This window comes from Limnohabitans sp. G3-2, from assembly GCF_002778275.1.
In the GTDB taxonomy this organism is placed as follows: domain Bacteria; phylum Pseudomonadota; class Gammaproteobacteria; order Burkholderiales; family Burkholderiaceae_C; genus Limnohabitans_A.
In genome coordinates, this window is sequence record NZ_NESG01000003.1 from 294,442 (window position 1) to 314,336 (window position 19,895).

The following is a 19,895-nucleotide window of genomic DNA, read 5'->3' on the forward strand; positions in this document are numbered from 1 at the left end:
CATTCAGAACGAAAAGTCCTTGAACACATCGGGCATGTCGCCCTGCATGGCCTGCGCTTCTTGCGCGTCGTAAGTGGCTTTGTCCCACAACTCAAAGTGGTTGCCCATGCCCAGCAGCATGGTGTCTTTGGCAATGCCTGCGGCCTGACGCAACTCCGGGGAAATCAACACACGCCCTGTGCCGTCCATCTCGACATCCATGGCATTGCCCAGAAAGATCCGTTTCCACCACTGCGCAGACATGGGCAGCTGAGCAATGCGCTCACGGAACTTTTCCCACTCGGGGCGGGGGAACACCATCAGGCAGCCGTGGGGGTGCTTGGTGATCGTCAGCTGACCCTGCGCGTTGGCGCTCAGGACGTCACGGTGCCGGGTCGGTACAGACAACCGCCCTTTGGCATCCAGACTCAGCGATGAAGCCCCTTGAAACACAGAAATGACCTTTTTCAGTTGAAAAGCACCAGCAGAGACACTTTTCCCCACTTAATTGCACTTTTTTGCACTGTATCAGGAATTCAGCGCAACTCAACCGGTGTAGATCGTTTTTTTTCAATGAAATCAATGGCTTAGCGTTGAAATTGAAGCCAGCTACAAGCGAATTTTCTTTGTAAATTAGGCACTTACGGAGGGCAATGAAAGTAACCTGTGAAGGATTTAAAAAAACGAAAAATAAGCCATCCAACAAATCTGTCAGCGTTTTTCCGACGCACCCGCCCGTCTGCGGTCGTAAAAAAACCCCTGGGAAGGGGCTTTTTTACGAATGCGCCAACCCGTGTGCACTCAATCACCAAACATTTTCTGCTTCAACTCTCGACGCTGCTGGGCTTCCAGGGACAAGGTGGCGGTGGGACGGGCCAACAAACGGCCGACGCCAATGGGCTCACCCGTCTCGTCGCAATAGCCGTATTCGCCACCGTCAATCAAAGCGATGGATTGCTCGATCTTTTTCAGCAACTTGCGCTCGCGGTCACGGGTGCGCAGTTCAAGCGCATGCTCTTCCTCGATCGTGGCGCGGTCTGCCGGATCGGGCACGACCACCGTGTCTTCTCGCAAATGTTCGGTGGTGGCGCCCGCACTGTTCAAGATGTCCTGCTTCAAAACCGACAGCTTGCGTCGGAAGTAGGCCATCTGAACGTGGTTCATGTACTCATCGTCGGACATGGCCAAGATTTCGGCATCGGTCAATGCCTCCACGGGCTTGTTTTTCCAGTTGTTGGCCAGTTTGGGGTCTTTCTTGATGGGCACGAAAGGCATGGAAACGACGGCCACAGGCGTGGTCGGCATGAAACTGGATTTGGCCGCGGTGGAGGCCACCGCTGGCGGCAAGGAAGGCACCGTGATTTGGGCCAAACGCGCCGAAGGCCGTGTCGCACGGACCAATTGATCGGGCGCTGCGGGAGACGGTGCGGCAGGTGCTGCCATCGTTTCGACCACTGGGGCTGGCGCAGGCGTCGGCGCCGCCACTTTTTTAACTGTCATAGATTTCGCTTCAGGTACGGGGGTCGCCTTTTTAAGAGACGACGCGGGAGCCACCTTGCCCTTGGCGGCAGGTGTTGGCTTGGAGGCTGCAGCAACCGGTTTGGAAGCGGGCGCAGCAGCTTTTGTTTTGGCAGCAGGCAACTTGGAAGTGGCCGCAGATGTCTTGGTTTTGCTTGGGGACTTGGCAGCTGGAGGCGCCGCTTTGGGTTTGGACACCGCGAGAGGCTTTGCTTTGGCCTGGCTCACCGCTTTCACGGCGGGTTTGGCTTTGACAACGACGGGCTTTTTGGCGGGCGCGGCTTTCACAGCCACTGCTTTTTTAGCCGGGGCAGTTTTGGCTGGCGCAGACTTCTTGGCTGGCACAGCCTTCTTGGCTGGCACTGCCTTCTTGGCTGCCGCCGCTTTGGCCGAGGTGTTTTTCACAGGGGCCGCCACTTTTTTCTTCGGGGTCGTCACGTCTTGTCTCCTAGCCGCGTGAAAAGGCAGGCCCAAACCTTTTGAATTGCAATTCAAACCCCTGCGCAGACCTGTTGGGGTTCAGAAACCGCCCGAAAAGGGGGAGGCTTCAGGCGGGCGATTGTAGCGATAAGAACGGTTGAAAAATGCCCCACCCAAGATTAAAGAGGGGATCACTGTGCATGGGCGCACCGAAATGGCCGTGCACACCTTGGCCAGAACAAGACCCGAGCCCGGTCACACCAGGCACTGCTCCAGGCCCTGGAGCAAGATGTCTTTGGGCAAATCGATGCCAATGAACACCATTTTGCTGGTTTTGACTTCGCCATCGGCCCACATGGGGCCCAAATCGCTGCCCATCAGCTGGTGGACGCCCTGGAAAATCACCTTGCGCTCGGTGCCACGCATGTTCAACACCCCTTTGTAGCGCAGCATGCGTGGGCCGTAAATGTTGACGATGGCCCCCAGAAAGTCTTCCAGCTTGGCCGGATCAAAGGCCTTGTCCGAGCGGAACACGAAGCTTTTCACGTCGTCATCGTGGTGATGGTGGTGGCCTTGCCCGTGGGCTGGGTCGTGCTGGTGAGAGGGGTGGTCGCAGTGCTCGCCGTGCGCATGGTCGTGGTCGTGCTGGTGGGACGGGTGGTCGCAGTGCTCGCCGTGGGCATGGTCGTGACCGTCTTCTTTGAGGAAGTCCGGGTCGATGTCCAGCTTGGCATTCAGGTTGAAGCCTTTGAGGTCAAACACCTCAGACAGGGCCACCTCACCGAAATGCACCACTTTTTGCGGGGCACGCGGGTTCATGTGCTTCAAGCGGTGTTGCAGGGCGTCCAGCTCTTGGGGCGAGACCAAGTCGGCCTTGCTGATGAAAATCTGGTCGGCAAAGCCCACCTGACGACGCGCTTCCTGGCGGTCGTTGAGCTGTTGGGCCGCGTGCTTGGCGTCCACCAGGGTCAAAATCGAATCCAGCAGGAAGGTCTCGGCAATCTCATCGTCCATGAAGAAGGTCTGCGCCACCGGGCCGGGGTCGGCCAAGCCGGTGGTCTCGATGACTATGCGGTCAAAGTTGAGCAAACCCTTGCGGCGCTTGGCGGCCAGCAGTTGCAAGGTCACGCGCAGGTCTTCTCGGATGGTGCAGCAGATGCAGCCATTGCTCATCTGGATGATCTGCTCGTCGGTGTCCGAGACCAGGATGTCGTTGTCGATGTTTTCTTCGCCAAACTCGTTCTCGATCACGGCTATTTTTTGGCCGTGGGCTTCGGTCAGCACGCGCTTGAGCAAGGTGGTTTTACCCGAGCCCAGAAAGCCGGTCAGGATGGTGGTGGGGATCAGGGACATGGCGCGGTTCCAGTTCAGGACAAAAAAACAAGAGTTGGGGAGTGTAGCGACGAATTCAAACGCCGAACGCGCTCCACCGTCATGGCCTTACAGCGCGCCCATCGGGCCTGACCGAACGCTCACTTGCGCTTGGCGCGGGGGTGGGCGGCGTCGTAGGTTTTGGCCAGATGCTGAAAATCCAGCCGCGTGTAGACCTGGGTGGTGCTGATGTTGGCGTGGCCCAACAACTCTTGCACGGCCCGCAAGTCGCCACTGGACTGCAACACATGGCTGGCAAAAGAGTGGCGCAGCATGTGGGGGTGCACCGGGGTGGCCAGACCCGCGAGCAGGCTGCGGCGCTTGAGGCGCTGCGCCACACCGCGGGGCGTGAGGCGCGTGCCATGCCGCCCAGGAAAGAGTGCCAAGGCCAAAGGCGATGCCCCTTTGACGGGCTGCGCCAGCATGCCGGTCAACTGCGGGCGCACGGCCAGCCAATGCGTCAGCGCTTCCATGGCCGCACGCCCCAAAGGCACGGTGCGGCGCTTGCTGCCTTTGCCTTGCACCTGCACCTCGGCATTGGGCAAATCGATCCAGCCGCGCCCCGCACGGGCCGCCTCGGTGCTGGCCACCACGTCCAGCCCGGTCAGCTCGGCAATGCGCAGGCCGCAGCCGTAGAGCAACTCGACCATGGCCGAGTCCCGGGCTTCCAGCCAGGGGTCGTCGTTGTCCTCTTCGTGCTCGGCCAATTGCACCGCTTCGTCCACGCCCAGCGCTTTGGGCAGGGGCTTGGCCACGCGCGGGGCACGCACATCGGCCACCGGGTTGTGCGGGACCAGGCCTTCGCGCCCCAGCCAGGTATAAAAGCCACGCCAACCCGACAAGATGAGGGCAATGCCCCGCCCGCTGCGCCCAGCGCTGTGCATCTGCGCCACCCAGCGGCGCACATGGCCACTTTGCACTTGCAGCAAAGGCACTTGGGAGGCCAAAGCCATCTCGGCCAGGCGCATCAAATCGAGCTGGTACAAGGTGCAGGTGCGTTGGGCCAAGCGCTTTTCAAAGCGCACGTGGTCCAGATAACGGGACACCAGCGGGTCGGTGGCCGCCTCATCGGCCATGGCAGCGTTGGACATGGCCGCGTCCGGCACCGTTCAAGCCTGTGGCTTTTGCAGGACCGACAAAGCCGCGCCCGCCAGCTCGGCCAGGCGCTCGAGCAGATCGGTGCCCATTTGGCTGTTGAAGCGCTGCGCATCCGGCGAAGCCAGGACCAGCAAGCCGAAAGCGGGCTGACCGGGTGCCGCACGCAAAGCGAGCAGCGCAACAGAAGCCGCCTGCGTCGGTTGGTCCAGCCACTGCACGGCTTCGTAACCCGAGTTCGGTCCCACATAAGGACGGTCCAGTGAGGTGGCCAGCACCTGCACCGCCTCGGTCACGCCCTGTGCATAAGCCGACTGCGCATGCTCGCCTTGCAGCGACCACAGGCGCAAAGCCACCTGCGGCACCTGAAACAGCTCGCGGATGTTGTCCACAGAGGACGCCGCCAGTTGGTCATGCGGCGTCACCAGCAACTCACAAGACCAGCGGTGCAGCTTGTCGGTGAGGATCATGTTCTCGTTGCCGTGCCGAATCATGTCCATGATGCGGTGCTCCAGGCCCTTGATCTTGTCACGCAACATTTGCGCTTGGCGCTCTTGCAAGCCCACCGTGCGGTGGCTTTGCGGGTGCGTCAGCTGCACCGTGGCCAACAGCGAGGCATGGCGCTCAAAAAAGTCCGGGGTGTTGACCAAATAGTCGGCGATGTCGTCTTCGGTGATCGGGCTCATGGGTTCAGGCGTCGTCATGGGAGGCTCCAGAAATTCAGTGGGTCAAAGTGAGTCAGGCACATCGATGCTGCCCTCAAAAACAGAAGTGGCCGGACCGGTCATCAACACCGAGCTGTCGGCCTGACCCGCCCACTCGATGGTGAGCACGCCGCCGTGGGTCTGCACATCCACAAGTGGCTCAAGCCAGCCCTGACGGATGCCGGCCACGACGGCTGCGCAGGCGCCCGTGCCGCAAGCCAAGGTCTCGCCCGCGCCGCGCTCGAACACCCGCAGCTTGATTTGGCTGGGCGAGACGATCTGCATGAAGCCCGCATTCACCCGGTTGGGGAAAGCGGGGTGATGTTCGATCAACGGCCCTTGGGCCAGCACCGGGAACGTGTCCACGTTGTCCACGCGCTGCACCGCATGCGGGTTGCCCATGGACACCACGCCCACGCGGGCGATGCCCCAATCACCCAAGGCCAAATCGAACACGGGCCAGCCATTGACTTGGTCGCTGATCAGTCCGATGGGGTTGAAAGGCACGCGGTCCCAATCAAACACAGGGGGGCCCATGTCCACCGTGACGCGGCCGTCGGGGTTCATGCGCAGCTCGATCTCGCCATGCTGCACCTTCACGCGCACGGTGTTTTTGTCGGTCAGATTTTTGTCGCGCACATAGCGCACAAAGCAACGGGCCCCGTTGCCGCAGTGCTCCACCTCGCCGCCGTCGGCGTTGTGGATCACGTATTCAAAATCCAGTCCAGGTGCAGGCGAAGGCCGCACGCTCAGGATCTGGTCGGCCCCCACGCCAAAGTGGCGGTCGGCCAAAAAGCGGTACTGGGCTGTGCTCAGGCCCAAGCGGCCGCGCGTCTCGTCGAGCACGACAAAATCGTTGCCGGCGCCTTGCATCTTGGTAAAACGGATGTGCATGTCTGGGATTATCGCCCGGGGATGGGGCGCCAGCCGCCTGATAATGGGGCATGGCACGCACATCCCAACTCCTACACCCCCAACGTGAACCTGCGCCCCTGCGCCCCGCGGCCACCGTGCTGCTGCTGCGCGATGGGCCGCAAGGCATCGAAGTGCTGATGACACGCCGCTCCATGACGGCCAGTTTCGCGCCTGGGGCCTATGTGTTCCCGGGCGGCGGGATCGACCCGGCCGACGCACAGGCGCACAACATGGCCACTCGCCGCCCCAAGCAAAGCGACTTGCACCTGACGCAAGCGATTGCCGCCATCCGCGAGAGCTTTGAAGAACTGGGCATTTTGTTCGCCCGCCATGCCGACGGCCGCTGGGCCAACAACAGCGACATTGCGCACATTGACCGCAAAGCCGCTTTCGCGCCACAGTGCCAGGCCCGGGGTCTGACACTGGCCGCCGATCAGGTCTTCGTGCTGGCCCACTGGATCACCGACCGTGACCTGCCGCGCCGCTTTGATGTGCCCTTTTTGGTGGCCCGCATGCCCGAAGGCCAAACCCCGGTGGCCGACGAGTCCGAACAGTTCGAGCCGGTCTGGGTGCGCCCGGCCGACGCGCTGGCCCGGCACGAAGCGGGAGATTTTTTCATGGTCTACCCGACCATCCGCACGCTCGATCGCCTCAAAGCCTTTGCCAGCGTGGACGCGGTGCTGCAAGCCTGCGCCGTGAACGACGAGCCCCTGTGGACCAGCTGCCCCCGCGCAGGCTGGCTGGCGGGCAACGAAGCGCGTTACATGGAGCACGAAGCCCCGTTTGGCGAGCTGGCCCTGGTCACGCCCGACGGGCAAATCCACCACCACCTGGACTGGCAGACCGACCATCCCGTCCCGTTGCTGAAGAACGTGCAGCGCCTCACCGCCCCCAACCCCGGCGTGATGACGGGCCCCGGCACCAACAGTTATTTGGTGGGCGACCCGGACACGGGTTACATCGCCATCGACCCCGGCCCGGCCGACAACGAGCACCTGCAGCGCCTTTGGCGTGCCGCAGGCGGTCAAATCAAAGCCATTGTCTGCACCCACTCACACCCCGACCACTCCCCCGGCGCCGCCCCGCTGCAGGCGCTGTGCACCCTCAAGCCGCCCATTCTCGGCCTGGCCTCCAAGCCCACGGCCCGCGTCAACAGCCGCTTCACACCGGAGCGCGAGCTGGCCGATGGCGAAAAACTGGTGCTGCAAGGCATGGGGGTGGACGGTGCAATCACCCACACCCTGCGGGTGGTGCACACCCCTGGCCACGCGGCCAACCACCTGTGTTTGGTGCTGGAAGAAGACGGCCTGCTGTTTTCGGGCGACCACGTGCTCAACGGCAGCACCACGGTGATTGACCCACCCGACGGCCACATGGGCGACTATTTGGACTCGCTGGACAAACTGGCATCGGCCTGTGAGGCCGGAAACATCGAGTTCATCTTGCCCGCGCATGGCCATGTGCTGGGCTTTGCGCACCAGGCCATCACGCACCTGAAAGCGCACCGACTCAAGCGCGAGGCCAAAATTGCCGCCGCCATGCAGGCCCTGCCCCAGGGCAGCCTGCAGGAATGGGTGGAAAAAGCCTACGACGACGTGCCCTCCCGGCTTTGGCCCGTCGCGGCCCGATCGCTCCAAGCACATGTGGACCACATCCGCGAACAAGCCATGTCTTGATTCGTTTTGAGATTGAATGAAAGCATTGATGATTTCCTCTGAAGAAGGCATCCGCCTGGCCAAACGCGTGGCCGCGGAGCAAAACTGCTCACGCCGCGAAGCCGAAGCCTTGATCGTGGCGGGTGGCGTGCGCGTGGCCAACCAAGTGGTGACCGATCCGGCCCGGCGTGTCCGCGAAGAACAAACCGTGTTGGTGAACCGCCTGGTCTCCATGGCCGCCCTGGCGCCCATGACCTTGGTGCTGTTCAAACCTGCGCACCGGGTGGCCAACCTGGCCTGGCTGCAAGACACCGCAGGCCTCAAAGCCGCCCAGCCCGGCATGTGGGGGCCTGAACGCTTGGCCAAAATGCAAATGCCTTTGCCATTGGCCAAACCCGCCAGCGGGCTGTGCATCTTCACGGACGATGTGGCCGTGCTGCGCCACTTGGAAGACCGCCGCAGCCCGATGGAACAGGAGTGGATGGCGACGGTGGGCGGTGAAGTGCCCGAGCGCCTGATCAAGGCCCTGAACGGGCCGGGTATCCGCGCCAGCATCAACCGCCAGACAGACACCCTCACGGTGCTGCGCATCGCGGGCAAAGACATTGACGGGCTGGAATTGGGCCGATGGCTGGACGAACAATGCCCACTGCAGGACTTGCGCCGCCAACGGGTGGGCCGTTTGGGCTTGGCGCCCTTGGCGTCTGGCCAGTGGCGGCAGCTGGAAGGCTATGAGCGGTTTTAGTTGATTTCCGACAAAAACACACAGGATTTACCCTTGAAATCCAACGGGCAATCCCCATTTGTGTCAAGACTCTGAGAAAATTACCGTTCAGTCACACTCTTGCGATCGCCGCAAGCCGTGACCAGGGTCATGCCCCAGAGGGCCTGTCCAAAGAAACAAGGAAACCACCATGCGTTTGAGCACCAAAAGCCGATTTGCCGTCACCGCAATGATCGACGTGGCACTGCGCGAAGACCGCGGTCCTGTCTCGCTGGCTGCCATCAGCGTCAGGCATCAAATTTCGCTGTCCTATCTGGAGCAGCTGTTCAGCAAGCTGCGCCAGCATGGCTTGGTCGAAAGCACCCGCGGCCCCGGCGGCGGTTACTCGCTGTCACGGCATGCTGAAAAAATCACCATGGCCGACATTGTGGGCGCTGTCGATGCGCCCTCTGAAGAGGAAGTTGCCGCCGAAGGCGGTTGGATGAACAGCGATCTGTGGGCCAGCCTGAATGAAAAAATGCTGACCCATTTGCAATCGATCAGCCTGCGCCAATTGGTGGCCGAGCAACGCACCAAAGGCGTCACGGTCGAGCCAGCGCCTGCGCCTGCCGTCAAACGCGGCGTGTTTGCCAAACCGAAAAGCACCCTCAAAATCACGGCGCCCAATTCGGTGTTTGCCCTGGGGGCGAGCCTGATGCCATCTCGCGGTTGATGGGCTTTTGAGCCACCCACCCCAAAACCCGCTTCGGCGGGTTTTTTGTGGCCTGAACTCGCTTGCGGTGGAAAGCTGCCCCTGCAGCCGAATGCCTGCAACACTGCCACAGCCACGATTCGCGAGCGGGGGCTCGCTCCCACTTGGACACAAGCATGGCCTGCAGCTGGGCTTTGTGGGAGGCTGCCCCTGCGGGAGAATCTTTGTGGAAGGCTGCCCCTGCAGCCGAATGGGTTTGAAAAGTGTGAAGCTCGCCGATAAGCCGGATTCTGTGCACAGCGGTGACCCGCTGCGTGACCGCCATTACTCTGGGCCGGGGGTCGCCCACCCGGCTCGATGCTACCTACCCGCCAACTCACCCCGCGGAACCACAGGGAGAAGGGATGCGGCGAACCGCGCCCCTTCAGGAAGGCCTACTTGGTATTGCTGCGCGTAGAGATTGCCCGTTTCACCCGAACTCAATCGGCTCGTCTCTGTTGCTCTGATCCTCACCTCACGGTGGAGAGGCGTTGCCTCCTACGCTGTCCTGTGCAGTCCGGACGTTCCTCCAGTGCTTCCTTTCGGAAATTGCACCAGCGACGGTCTGGCGAGCTTCACGCCCCGATTATCGCCCAGCCCATGCTTTTTAGCTCAGAAGGCGCCTGAGCTGCCTGAGATAATGGCGGCTTCTTGCTTGATAACCACAAGCCACAGAGGTAGCCATGATCCGGATTTCAGAACTCAAACTTCCCTTGTCGGCTTTGCCGATGGAAGTGCGCCGCGCCGCCGATGCACCCTCCGAGACCGACGAAGACCGTCTGCCCACGCCACACCCCATCGCAGCCTTGCGCCAATTGGCCGCTCAAGCACTGGGCGTGGCCACCACCGACATCGCCACGCTGCACGTGTTCAAGCGCAGCTTTGACGCCCGCAAAGCCGATTTGCGTGCGGTCTACATCGTGGACCTCTCGCTCTCCGACGCGCAGAGCGAAAAGCGCTTGTTACAACAGTTTGAAAAGCACCCCCACATTCAGCCCACGCCCGACATGGCCTGGCAAGCCCCCTGTCAGGCGCCGGCCCATTTCGGCGCTGCGCAAGGCGAACGCCCAGTGGTGGTGGGCTTTGGGCCGTGCGGCATGTTCGCAGCCCTGGCTTTGGCGCAAATGGGCTTCAAACCCATCGTGCTCGAGCGCGGCAAACCCGTGCGTGAACGCACCCAAGACACCTGGGGCCTGTGGCGCAAGAAAGTGCTCAACCCCGAGAGCAATGTGCAGTTTGGCGAGGGCGGTGCTGGCACTTTTTCTGACGGCAAGCTCTACAGCCAGATCAAGGACCCGCGCCATCTGGGCCGCAAGGTGATGGACGAATTCGTCAAAGCCGGAGCGCCAGCCGACATCCTGTACGCGGCGCACCCGCACATCGGCACCTTCAAGCTGGTCAAAGTGGTGGAGCACATCCGCGAGCAAATCATCGCGCTGGGTGGCGAAATCCGCTTTGAGCAGCGCGTGAGCGATGTGCTGCTCGCGCCCACTGCTGAGGGGCAGCAGCTCACAGGACTGCAGGTGCAAGACCTGCGCACAGGCCAAATCCAGACCCTGCACACGCGTCACGCGGTCATGGCCTTGGGCCACAGTTCGCGCGACACCTTTGTCATGCTGCACCGACGGGGTGTGGCCATGCAAGCCAAAGCGTTTTCGATTGGCGTGCGCATCGAGCACCCCCAAAGCGTGATCGACCAAGCCCGTTGGGGGCGGCACGCGGGTCATCCGCTGCTCGGTGCAGCCGACTACAAACTGGTGCACCACGCCCAAAACGGCCGTGCGGTTTACAGCTTTTGCATGTGTCCTGGCGGGACGGTGGTGGCGGCCACCAGCGAACCAGGCCGTGTGGTCACCAACGGCATGAGCCAGTATTCGCGCAACGAACGCAACGCCAACGCAGGCATGGTGGTGGCCATTGACCCACCCGACTACCCGCTGGACACCACCGCTTGGCAAGCCGCCTTTGGCCCAGCAGAGGGCTTGGCCTTGGCCCAAGAGGCCCAGGCCTTGGCCAAACTGCAGCCGCCCCAAGCACACCCCTTGGCCGGCATCGTGCTGCAGCGCCAACTCGAGACCCGCGCCTTTGAAGTGGGCGGCAGCAACTACGAAGCACCCGGCCAATTGGTGGGCGACTTTTTGGCGCAACGCCCCTCCACCGCCTGGGGCAGCGTGCAGCCGTCCTACAAACCCGGCGTGAAACTCGTCGACTTGGCGCAAGTGTTGCCGGGCTACGCGGTGGCCGCCATGCGCGAAGCACTGCCCGTGTTTGGCCGCAAGATCAAAGGCTACGACATGGCCGATGCCGTCATGACTGGGGTGGAAACACGCACCTCATCGCCCCTGCGCATCCCGCGCGGGCAAGACCACCAAAGCACCAACACCCAAGGACTCTACCCCGCAGGAGAAGGGGCCAGTTACGCAGGCGGCATCTTGTCTGCTGGGGTGGACGGCATCAAGGTGGCCGAGTCTTTGGCCCGCCACATCACCGGCTTGGCCTGAGCCGCCCCAGACCGCGTCTTTCAAGTCCAATCCAACGATCACCTCATGTCCACCACACCGCCACCCAACCCCCAAGCACGCAACCCTCTGCACGGCCTGACCTTGGAGACCATCGTCACCCAACTGGCCGATTTCTATGGTTGGGACGATCTGGGTCAACGCATCCAGATCCGTTGCTTCACCCACGAGCCCAGCGTGGGCTCCAGTCTCAAGTTTTTACGCAAAACCCCTTGGGCCCGTGAGAAGGTCGAAAGCCTTTACCTGTTCATGCTGCGCGAGCAAAAGAGACAAGCCTTGTGAAAGTCAGGGACTGGGCACGCGGCTCAATCCGACAACATCGTGCCCCGACACTTGGGCGCACCACAGCGGCACACATAACGCGCTTTCAGGGCCTCGGTCATGGGCTCGTCGCTGAACAGGCCATAGTCAAACGTCAGCTCTTCGCCTTTGAAAACAGGCCTGCGCGTCTGGATGAAAATTCGCCCTTTTCGCTCATCGGGCACGCAATTGGGCCGGCACGAATGGTTGATCCATTTGGAGTCGTTGCCGCCATACAGCGCATCGATCACCCGACCATCATTGAGGTGAAAGTAAAAGGTGTGGTCCGGGTTGCTGGCGTCATGCGGATGGCGGCGGATCGCCTCCGCCATGCTGATGACCTCGCCCACGTATTCGATCACCCGCTCGCCTGCAGCGATGTGGCGGGTCGCGAACACACCTTTGCCGTGCACGTCTGAAGAATGCACATGGATCGGGCTGGGGGCAGGCAGTGGGCTCAAAGTGACTTGTTTAGCAGGGTTCAATGCGGCAGGGCCTGACTATAAAGTCTTTGCGCAGCATCACGACAGCGACAGGCCCGCCAACGGGGCTCTGCTTTAATTTACCCACAGCGAAGCAAACACAAAGGCAAACAGCGATGTCACTTGTCATGGGTTGGGATGAATGGGCCAGTCACGATGCCGTGGGCCTGGCCGAACGGGTCAAGCGTGGCGAGCTGACGCCCACCGAGTTGGCCCGCCAGACGGCCGAGGGCATCGCCCTCGTCAACCCGACGCTGAGCGCCGTGGTCGAGGTGTTTGACGATCTGGTGAGCGCGCCCACACGCGACGGCATGAACCCCGAGGGGCCGTTTGCAGGCGTGCCCTACCTGATGAAAGATCTGGGCCCCACGCTCAAGGGCCGTTTGCAAGAGATGGGCTCGCGCTTGATGCGCGGCAACCGCTCGAGCGCCGACAGCTACCTGGCCGCTCGCATCAAGCAGGCCGGACTGAACGTGATCGGCCGCACCACCACGCCCGAGTTTGGCGTGTGCAGCTCGGCCGAAAACCCAGCCGTGTATGTGACGCGCAACCCTTGGGATGTGCAGTACACCACCTGTGGCTCGTCGGCAGGCACCGCGGCGGCTGTGGCAGCGGGTGTATTGCCCTTGTCGCACGCCACCGATGGCGGCGGCTCGATCCGCATCCCGGCAGGCTTCAACGGCAACATTGGCCTCAAGGCCTCGCGCGGCGTGTTCTCGATCGCGCCCGCGGCCTCAGACCTCACGGGTTTGGTCTCCACCCAAGGCTGCCACAGCCGCAGCGTGCGCGACACCGCCGCGTTTGTGGACCACTGCCGAGGCGGCGCACCAGGGGAGTTCATGCCTTATTGGTCGCCCGCCGAGCCCTACAGCCAGCTCATCCAGCGCGACCCGGGACGCCTGCGCATCGCCTTGTCACACGAATGGGGACACTACCGCGCCGTGCCGCACTTTGTGGCCGAGCTCGAAAAGGCCGGCCGTTTCTTGGAAAGCCTGGGCCACCACGTCGAATGGGCCCTGCCCCAAGTGGACCTGGAAGCCGCCTTTGCGGCGCAGACCACCTGCTACATCAGCAACTTTGCGCAAACCATCACCCACCTGATCAAGCCCCTGGGGCTGGAGCGGCCACCTGCAGACTTGGTGGAGCCGATCAACATCAAAATCTGGGAGGAAGGCCTCAAAACCAGCTACGCCGAACGCGCCCGCATGCAGGCCGTGTTCAACACCACCTCGCGCGGCTTTGGCGCGTTCTTCGAAAACTGGGACATCATCCTCACGCCCATCACCGCGCTGCCCACGCCCAAGCTGGGCACCACCGAGTACCTGACACTCAGCGACAACCCCTCGGTGTACGACTGGTTTGAGAACCTCTGGCAAAACTTTGCCTACACCCCGCTGTCGAACCTGTGCGGCATCCCCGGCATCTCACTGCCCATGGCCCAGCAGGACAACGGCCTGCCCCTGGGCATTCAGGCCCAAGCGCGGCAAGCCAACGACGGACTGCTGCTGCAACTGGCGGCGCAGATCGAACGGGCACTGGGAGGGAAGTGGAACGATGGGCGCAGACCGGGCGTGCATGTGACGCTGACCAGTCGGCCATAACCACAAGTCAAGCTTGCCCCACTGTCGTGGGCGACTTATTCCACCGTGACCGACTTGGCCAAATTCCTCGGCTTGTCCACATCCGTCCCGCGCGCACACGCAGTGTGGTACGACAACAACTGCAGCGGCACCACATGCAAGATGGGCGAGAGCACGCCGTAGTGCTCGGGCATGCGGATGACATTCACGCCTTCGCTGCTTTCTATTCTTGTGTCACCGTCGGCCAGCACATACAGCACACCGCCACGGGCACGAACTTCCTGCATATTGCTTTTCAGCTTTTCCAGCAGCTGGTCGTTGGGGGCCACCGTCACCACGGGCATGGCACTGGTCACCAGCGCCAGCGGGCCGTGTTTCAACTCACCCGCCGCATAGGCTTCGGCGTGGATGTAGGTGATCTCTTTGAGCTTGAGCGCGCCTTCGAGGGCGATGGGGTAGTGCGTACCCCGGCCGAGGAACAGCGCGTTTTCTTTGCTGGCAAATTCTTGTGACCAAGCGATGATTTGTGGCTCCAGCGCCAGCACGGCTTGCAGCGCGGCGGGCAGGTGGCGCATGGCTTTGATGTGCCCGGCCTCTTCTTCGTCGCTGAGGCGCCCTTTGGTCTGTGCCAGCGCCAGCGTCAGCAAAAACAGTCCGGCCAATTGGGTGGTGAAAGCCTTGGTGGAGGCCACCCCGATCTCGGCCCCGGCGCGGGTCACATACGCGTGTTTGCACTCGCGCACCATGGCGCTGGTGGACACGTTGCAAATGGTGAGCGTGTGCGCCATGCCCAGGCTTTGCGCGTGGCGCAAAGCGGCCAGGGTGTCGGCGGTCTCGCCGCTTTGGGTGATGGTGACGATGAGGGTGTTGGGGTTGGGCACCGATTCGCGGTAGCGGTATTCGCTGGCGATCTCGACCTGGCAGGGCACTTTGGCAATCGCCTCGATCCAGTACTTGGCCACGCAGCCGCTGTAGTAACTGGTGCCGCAAGCCAGGATCAACACGTTGTCAATGGCTTTGAATGTGGAATAAGCACCATCGCCAAACAGCTCGGGCGTGATGCCCTCCACGCCTTCGAGCGTGTCGGCAATCGCACGGGGCTGCTCGAAGATTTCCTTTTGCATGTAATGGCGGTAGGGACCGAGTTCGGCCGCGCCGCTGTGGGCGTGCACGGTCTTCACGGCGCGGGTCACGGCCTTGTGCTCGCGGTCCACCACCCAGTATTTGCCCAGCTGGATGTCAACCACATCGCCCTCTTCCAGGTACACGATCTGGTCGGTCACACCCGCCAATGCCATCGCGTCGCTGGCGAGGAATGTTTCGCCCTGACCCACGCCCAAGATGAGCGGCGAGCCTGCACGCGCACCGATCACGCGCTGCGGCTCGTCCTTGTGGAAGACGGCAATCGCGTAAGCGCCGTGCAACTGCCGGATGGCGGTTTTGACGGCTTCAAACAGGTCGCCGTCGTACACACTGTCGACCAGGTGGGCAATGACTTCGGTGTCGGTTTGGCTCAAAAACACATAGCCCTTGGCTTGCAGGGCGGCGCGCAGTTCTTCGTGGTTTTCGATGATGCCGTTGTGCACCAAGGCCACCTTGCCTGGCTTGGCGTCTGCCGCGCCCGTGCCGTGGCTGAAGTGCGGGTGCGCGTTGTGCACGGCGGGCACGCCGTGTGTGGCCCAGCGGGTGTGGGCAATGCCGGTGCCGCCTTCGATGTGATCGGCGCTGACCTGGTCCATCAGCTCGGCCACCCGCGCGGTGCTGCGGGCGCGCTGCAGGCCACCGGTGCCGCCGCTCAGGCTGGCCGCGTGAACGGCCACACCGCAGGAGTCATAACCCCGGTATTCGAGCCGTTGCAGGCCCTGCACGAGGATGGGAACGATGTTGCGGGAAGAAACTGCGCCGACGATGCCACACATGAGGGGCTCCTTCAAAGGGGGAATGGCGACGATGGTAGGCAAGCCACCAAAAAATATCCGATCAATTTTTTATTTATTGTGGTTTTTTATTTCACAAACCATGCATTGTGGAATTTAATTTCATTAAAATCTGTTTTATGGAATCCAATGAACTCGACGCCATCGACCTGCAGCTGCTGGACAGCCTGCAGCGCGACGCCAGCCTGAGCAATGTGGCGCTGGCCGAGAAAGTCAATGTCTCCCCCCCCACCTGCCTGCGCCGCGTCAAGCGCCTGGTGGAAGGCGGCTGGGTGGAGCGGCAGGTGGCCGTGCTCAGCAACGACCGACTCGCCGCCACGCTGGGGCATGGGATCACCGCCCTGGTTGAGGTGTCACTCGACCAACAAGGCAGCGAACACCTGGACGCCTTTGAAGCCCGCGCTGTGGCCAATGACGCGGTGCAACAGTGTTGGCGCGTCTCGCCTGGGCCGGACTTCATGCTGGTGGTGCAGACGCGCGATATGCCGCACTACTTGGCCCTCAGCCAAACCTTGTTCACGCAGGATGCCAATGTCCGCAATGTCAAAGCCTTCTTTGCAACCAAGCGGGCCAAGTTCACGACGACTTGGCCTGTGCTGAAACTGGCTGCGGTCTGAGTCCCCCAACAGGCCTTGGTGGGCGCGTGCGTCAGTGCGCGAATTTCAGCCGGGGCCACAGCGGGCATTCGGCCGCGGGGGCGGCCTCCCACGAAGACCGAGCACGGCGCTCATTCGGCCGCGGGGGCGGCCTCCCACAAAAAAGCGCCCTGGGGGATAAGGCCACGCCTGTGGGAGCGAGCCCCTGCTCGCGAATGCATGCTGCGAATGCCAGCCTCGAATGCAAGCAGCAGTAGGCCAAGCCTTCGGCGGCAGGGGCGGCCTCCCACAAAACCCGGGCACAGCGGGCATTCGGCCGCGGGGGCGGCCTCCCACAAAAAAGCGCCCTGGGGGATAAGGCCACTCCTGTGGGAGCGAGCCCCTGCTCGCGAATGCATGCTGCGAATGCCAGCCTCGAATGCAAGCAGCAGCAGGTCAAGCCTTCGGCCGCGGGGGCGGCCTCCTACAAAGTCGGAGCCACAGGACACATTCGGCCGCGGGGGCGGCCTCCCACAAAACCCGGGCACGGCGCTCATTCGGCCGCGGGGGCGGCCTCCCACAAAACCCGGGCACAGCGGGCATTCGGCCGCGGGGGCGGGCTCCCACATATTCTGGGGCGGGGTTGCTTATTTTTTCTTTTGTGGCCGCGCCCAGTTGGCGATGCTGACCTGCTTGCCGCGGGCCACGCTGAGCGCGCCCGGTTCGGTGCTCTTGGTGATGGTGGAGCCGCCGCCCACGGTGCCGCCTGCGCCAATCGTCACCGGGGCCACCAGCACGCAGTTGCTGCCAATGTGCACGTCGGACTCGATCACGGTGCGGTGCTTGTTGGCCCCGTCGTAGTTGGCGGTGATGCTGCCAGCCCCATAGTTCACGCGCTCGCCCACGGTGGCGTCGCCCAGATACGCCAAGTGGTTGGCCTTGGCCCCTTGGGCCATCGTGGCATTTTTCACTTCGACAAAGTTGCCGATGTGCACTTCGGCCCCCAGCTGTGCGCCGGGGCGCAGACGGGCAAAAGGCCCGATCAGGGCGCCCTCGCCCACCGACACGCCGAGTTTTTCACCGTCGATGTGGGTGAAGGGGTGGACCACTGCACCCGCAGCGATAGTGCAGTTGGCGATGACGCAGTTGGCGCCGATCTTCACGCCTTCGCCCAATGACACGCGGCCTTCAAAAATGCAGTTCACATCGATCTCGACGTCTTGCGCGCCATCGAGCTGGCCACGCAGATCAAAGCGTGCGGGGTCTTTCAGGCGCACGCCTTGTTCCATCAGGTGATGCGCCTGGCGCAACTGGTGCGCACGCTCCAACTCGGCCAGTTGCACCGGGCTGTTGATGCCCGCCACTTGCAGTGCGTCGGAGATTTTGTGTGCCACCACGGGCACGCCGTCGGCGACGGCCAACTTGACCACATCGGTCAGGTAGTACTCGCCCTGGGCGTTTTGGTTGTCAATGCGACTTAGCCAAACTTTGAGCTGTTTGGCGGGCACGGCCATAATGCCGCTGTACACCTCTTGGATCTGGCGCTGCGCCGGGCTCGCGTCTTTGTGTTCGACGATGGCTTGCACCTGCTCGCCTTGGCGCACGATGCGGCCATAACCCGTTGGGTCGGCCAAGTCGATGGTCAGCAGCGCCAGCTGCTGGCCGCCACACTGGGCGATCAAGGCTTGCAGCGTGTCAGGCTGGGTCAAAGGCACATCACCCGACAAAATCACCACCACGCCATCGTCGGCCAATGCGGGCACGGCCTGCTGCACGGCGTGCCCTGTGCCCAGCTGCGGCTCTTGGCGCACACATTGCACCGCCAAAGCCTGGCCGGGGGCCAGCAGCAGCGGCTCCACCTGTTCAGCCCCGTGTCCGGTGATGACCACGGCCGAGCGTGCATTCAAGCGAGCCGCCGTGTTCAGCACATGCTGAACCAAGGGCACGCCGGCCAAGCGCTGCAAAACTTTGGGCAAGCGGCTTTTCATGCGGGTGCCTTTGCCAGCGGCCATCACGACGACATCGACAGGAATCGGGGCATTCAGACTCATGGTTCTCTTTCTTTCGCTGTCCCAAGTTCGGTGCAGCGCTCAAGCCTGAATTATCACCAGACTCCGTCCATCCGAGCGCAGGCGATGGGCGGGGTCTGCGGGAGGATTTGGCAAACGGTAGAGAATGGAGCGCTTGTGGCTTGGCTTGGCCACCACCCCAACCCCGGACCGGGGCTTGAAGACCGAACTTGACGGACACTGGCATGCCACCCACCTTGGGGACCTTCTTCTTGTTTGCACGCACCATGCTTTTGGCGAACTGTGGCTGCGGGGGCGCCACGTTGAACCCGTGCCGCCGGCTTTGGATGGGCTGCCGTTGATGCGCGCTTGTCTGACACTTCTGGCACTCCTGCTGTTGCAAGGCTGCAGCGCCATCAAGCTGGGATACCAGCAACTGCCCACCTTGTCTTATTGGTGGCTGGACAGCACGGTGTCATTCAACACCACCCAAACTGCGGCGACCAAACAGGCGCTCGAGCACCTGCACCAATGGCACCGCAGTGAAGAGTTGCCTGCGTATGCGGATCTGCTGCAACGCGTTCAGGCTTTGTCTGCGGGACCGGTTCAGACCGAACAGGTCTGCCGGGTCTGGGCGGATGTACAAATTCGACTGGACGTGCTGATGCGCGAGGCCGTGGTGCAGGCCGCCCCCGTTGCCATGGCGCTGGGGCCTCAGCAACTGAGCCACATGGCACGCCGTTGGGAGAGCCAAAACGAAGACTGGGAAAAAGAATGGCTGCAGGGAAGCGCCAGCGATCGGCTAGAGCGCCGTCTGGACAAAACACTCGAGCGTTACCGCTCTTTTTATGGCGAGTTGACGCCTGCCCAAATCGTTTTGGTCAAGACGCAATTGGCGCAGTCCCCCTGGACCGCCGAGTGGGGCAGGCGAGACCGCCAGCGCAGGCAACAAGATTTGCTGTCCACCTTGCAGGGCATCGGCCAAAACAAACTGTCGCAGACCGAAACAGAAGCGCAACTTTGGGGGGTTTGGCAACGCTGGCTCAAGCCGCCTGACGCGGCTCAGCGCGCGGTGGTGCAAAGCTTGTCGCAACGCGCGTGCGAGAACTTGGCCCAACTGCACAACTCGGCTTCAGCCGAGCAGCGGCAACAGGCCATTCGCCGCTTGCGGGCTTACGAAAGAGACATCAAAGACTTGGTCAAACCGAGACCCTGAAGAGGGTCCTCTTCGTGTTTTTTTGTTGCGTTGCAGCAAAAAACACGTACAATTGCGAACAAGCGTGCTTTTTTGCATGCACCCTTTGTCTCCTCCACCCTCTGAAAAGGTGGATTTGCCCCAAGTCGCAAGACTTGGGGCATTTTTTTGCCTGAATTTGTGCCGA

General features: G+C 62.2%; 18 protein-coding genes and 1 other RNA gene. 9 read left to right on the top strand and 10 right to left on the bottom strand.

The window, feature by feature from the left end:
• Window positions 1-3: 3 nt before the first annotated feature.
• Together mraZ and dksA are read right to left on the bottom strand one after the other, a co-directional pair.
• Complete coding sequence (mraZ, locus tag B9Z31_RS05870; protein WP_100118766.1) at window positions 4-432, bottom strand: division/cell wall cluster transcriptional repressor MraZ; 429 nt, start codon at window positions 430-432, stop codon at window positions 4-6.
• 348 nt (window positions 433-780) lie between these two features.
• On the bottom strand, window positions 781-1,479 hold the full coding sequence (gene dksA, locus B9Z31_RS05875; protein WP_100118617.1) for an RNA polymerase-binding protein DksA: 699 nt from the start codon (window positions 1,477-1,479) through the stop codon (window positions 781-783).
• Between the two features lie 55 nt (window positions 1,480-1,534).
• Between dksA and B9Z31_RS15725 the strand changes: the two genes are divergently transcribed.
• On the top strand, window positions 1,535-1,957 hold the full coding sequence (locus tag B9Z31_RS15725; protein WP_100118618.1) for a hypothetical protein: 423 nt from the start codon (window positions 1,535-1,537) through the stop codon (window positions 1,955-1,957).
• A gap of 215 nt (window positions 1,958-2,172) precedes the next feature.
• Here the strand turns inward: B9Z31_RS15725 and B9Z31_RS05885 are convergent, their stop codons facing one another.
• From B9Z31_RS05885 to dapF, 4 genes are all read right to left on the bottom strand, one after another.
• Window positions 2,173-3,270, bottom strand: coding sequence for a GTP-binding protein (locus B9Z31_RS05885; RefSeq protein ID WP_100118619.1), 1,098 nt, complete (start codon window positions 3,268-3,270; stop codon window positions 2,173-2,175).
• Window positions 3,271-3,389: 119 nt separating this feature from the next.
• On the bottom strand, window positions 3,390-4,379 hold the full coding sequence (locus B9Z31_RS05890) for a tyrosine recombinase XerC (protein ID WP_369804644.1): 990 nt from the start codon (window positions 4,377-4,379) through the stop codon (window positions 3,390-3,392).
• An 18-nt stretch (window positions 4,380-4,397) separates the two neighbouring features.
• Window positions 4,398-5,087, bottom strand: a complete 690-nt coding sequence (locus tag B9Z31_RS05895; protein ID WP_100118620.1) for a DUF484 family protein — start codon at window positions 5,085-5,087, stop codon at window positions 4,398-4,400.
• Between the two features lie 24 nt (window positions 5,088-5,111).
• Window positions 5,112-5,981 (bottom strand): diaminopimelate epimerase, encoded by an 870-nt coding sequence (gene dapF / locus B9Z31_RS05900; RefSeq protein WP_100118621.1) that lies wholly within the window; start codon window positions 5,979-5,981, stop codon window positions 5,112-5,114.
• Window positions 5,982-6,031: 50 nt separating this feature from the next.
• Here dapF and B9Z31_RS05905 point away from each other — a divergent pair, with 50 nt between their 5' ends.
• The 3 genes from B9Z31_RS05905 (at window position 6,032) to B9Z31_RS05915 (ending at window position 9,093) form a co-directional block, all read left to right on the top strand.
• Window positions 6,032-7,678, top strand: a complete 1,647-nt coding sequence (locus B9Z31_RS05905; protein ID WP_100118622.1) for an MBL fold metallo-hydrolase — start codon at window positions 6,032-6,034, stop codon at window positions 7,676-7,678.
• 16 nt (window positions 7,679-7,694) lie between these two features.
• Window positions 7,695-8,402 (top strand): S4 domain-containing protein, encoded by a 708-nt coding sequence (locus B9Z31_RS05910; RefSeq protein ID WP_100118623.1) that lies wholly within the window; start codon window positions 7,695-7,697, stop codon window positions 8,400-8,402.
• A 169-nt stretch (window positions 8,403-8,571) separates the two neighbouring features.
• Window positions 8,572-9,093, top strand: coding sequence for an Rrf2 family transcriptional regulator (locus B9Z31_RS05915; protein ID WP_100118624.1), 522 nt, complete (start codon window positions 8,572-8,574; stop codon window positions 9,091-9,093).
• Window positions 9,094-9,335: 242 nt separating this feature from the next.
• Here the strand turns inward: B9Z31_RS05915 and rnpB are convergent.
• An RNA gene (rnpB, locus tag B9Z31_RS05920) (RNase P RNA component class A) lies at window positions 9,336-9,688 on the bottom strand.
• Window positions 9,689-9,794: 106 nt separating this feature from the next.
• Between rnpB and B9Z31_RS05925 the strand changes: the two genes are divergently transcribed.
• Both B9Z31_RS05925 and B9Z31_RS05930 read left to right on the top strand, forming a co-directional pair.
• The gene (locus B9Z31_RS05925; protein ID WP_100118625.1) at window positions 9,795-11,612 is read left to right on the top strand and encodes an NAD(P)/FAD-dependent oxidoreductase; all 1,818 of its coding nucleotides are present in this window, start codon (window positions 9,795-9,797) and stop codon (window positions 11,610-11,612) included.
• A gap of 45 nt (window positions 11,613-11,657) precedes the next feature.
• Window positions 11,658-11,912 carry a VF530 family DNA-binding protein gene (locus B9Z31_RS05930; RefSeq protein ID WP_100118626.1) on the top strand — a complete coding sequence of 85 codons (255 nt, stop codon included), beginning with the start codon at window positions 11,658-11,660 and terminating at the stop codon, window positions 11,910-11,912.
• A gap of 23 nt (window positions 11,913-11,935) precedes the next feature.
• Here B9Z31_RS05930 and B9Z31_RS05935 read toward each other — a convergent pair whose 3' ends face one another.
• On the bottom strand, window positions 11,936-12,391 hold the full coding sequence (locus tag B9Z31_RS05935; RefSeq protein WP_233200776.1) for an SET domain-containing protein: 456 nt from the start codon (window positions 12,389-12,391) through the stop codon (window positions 11,936-11,938).
• 137 nt (window positions 12,392-12,528) lie between these two features.
• Between B9Z31_RS05935 and B9Z31_RS05940 the strand changes: the two genes are divergently transcribed.
• Window positions 12,529-14,013, top strand: a complete 1,485-nt coding sequence (locus tag B9Z31_RS05940) for an amidase (protein WP_100118628.1) — start codon at window positions 12,529-12,531, stop codon at window positions 14,011-14,013.
• 35 nt (window positions 14,014-14,048) lie between these two features.
• Here B9Z31_RS05940 and glmS read toward each other — a convergent pair whose 3' ends face one another.
• The gene (gene glmS / locus B9Z31_RS05945; RefSeq protein ID WP_100118629.1) at window positions 14,049-15,911 is read right to left on the bottom strand and encodes a glutamine--fructose-6-phosphate transaminase (isomerizing); all 1,863 of its coding nucleotides are present in this window, start codon (window positions 15,909-15,911) and stop codon (window positions 14,049-14,051) included.
• Between the two features lie 137 nt (window positions 15,912-16,048).
• Here glmS and B9Z31_RS05950 point away from each other — a divergent pair, with 137 nt between their 5' ends.
• Window positions 16,049-16,546 carry an Lrp/AsnC family transcriptional regulator gene (locus tag B9Z31_RS05950; protein ID WP_100118630.1) on the top strand — a complete coding sequence of 166 codons (498 nt, stop codon included), beginning with the start codon at window positions 16,049-16,051 and terminating at the stop codon, window positions 16,544-16,546.
• 605 nt (window positions 16,547-17,151) lie between these two features.
• Here B9Z31_RS05950 and glmU read toward each other — a convergent pair.
• Complete coding sequence (glmU, locus tag B9Z31_RS05955; RefSeq protein ID WP_100118631.1) at window positions 17,152-18,555, bottom strand: bifunctional UDP-N-acetylglucosamine diphosphorylase/glucosamine-1-phosphate N-acetyltransferase GlmU; 1,404 nt, start codon at window positions 18,553-18,555, stop codon at window positions 17,152-17,154.
• A gap of 145 nt (window positions 18,556-18,700) precedes the next feature.
• Here glmU and B9Z31_RS05960 point away from each other — a divergent pair, with 145 nt between their 5' ends.
• Window positions 18,701-19,729, top strand: coding sequence for a DUF6279 family lipoprotein (locus B9Z31_RS05960; RefSeq protein WP_233200778.1), 1,029 nt, complete (start codon window positions 18,701-18,703; stop codon window positions 19,727-19,729).
• Window positions 19,730-19,895: the final 166 nt, after the last annotated feature.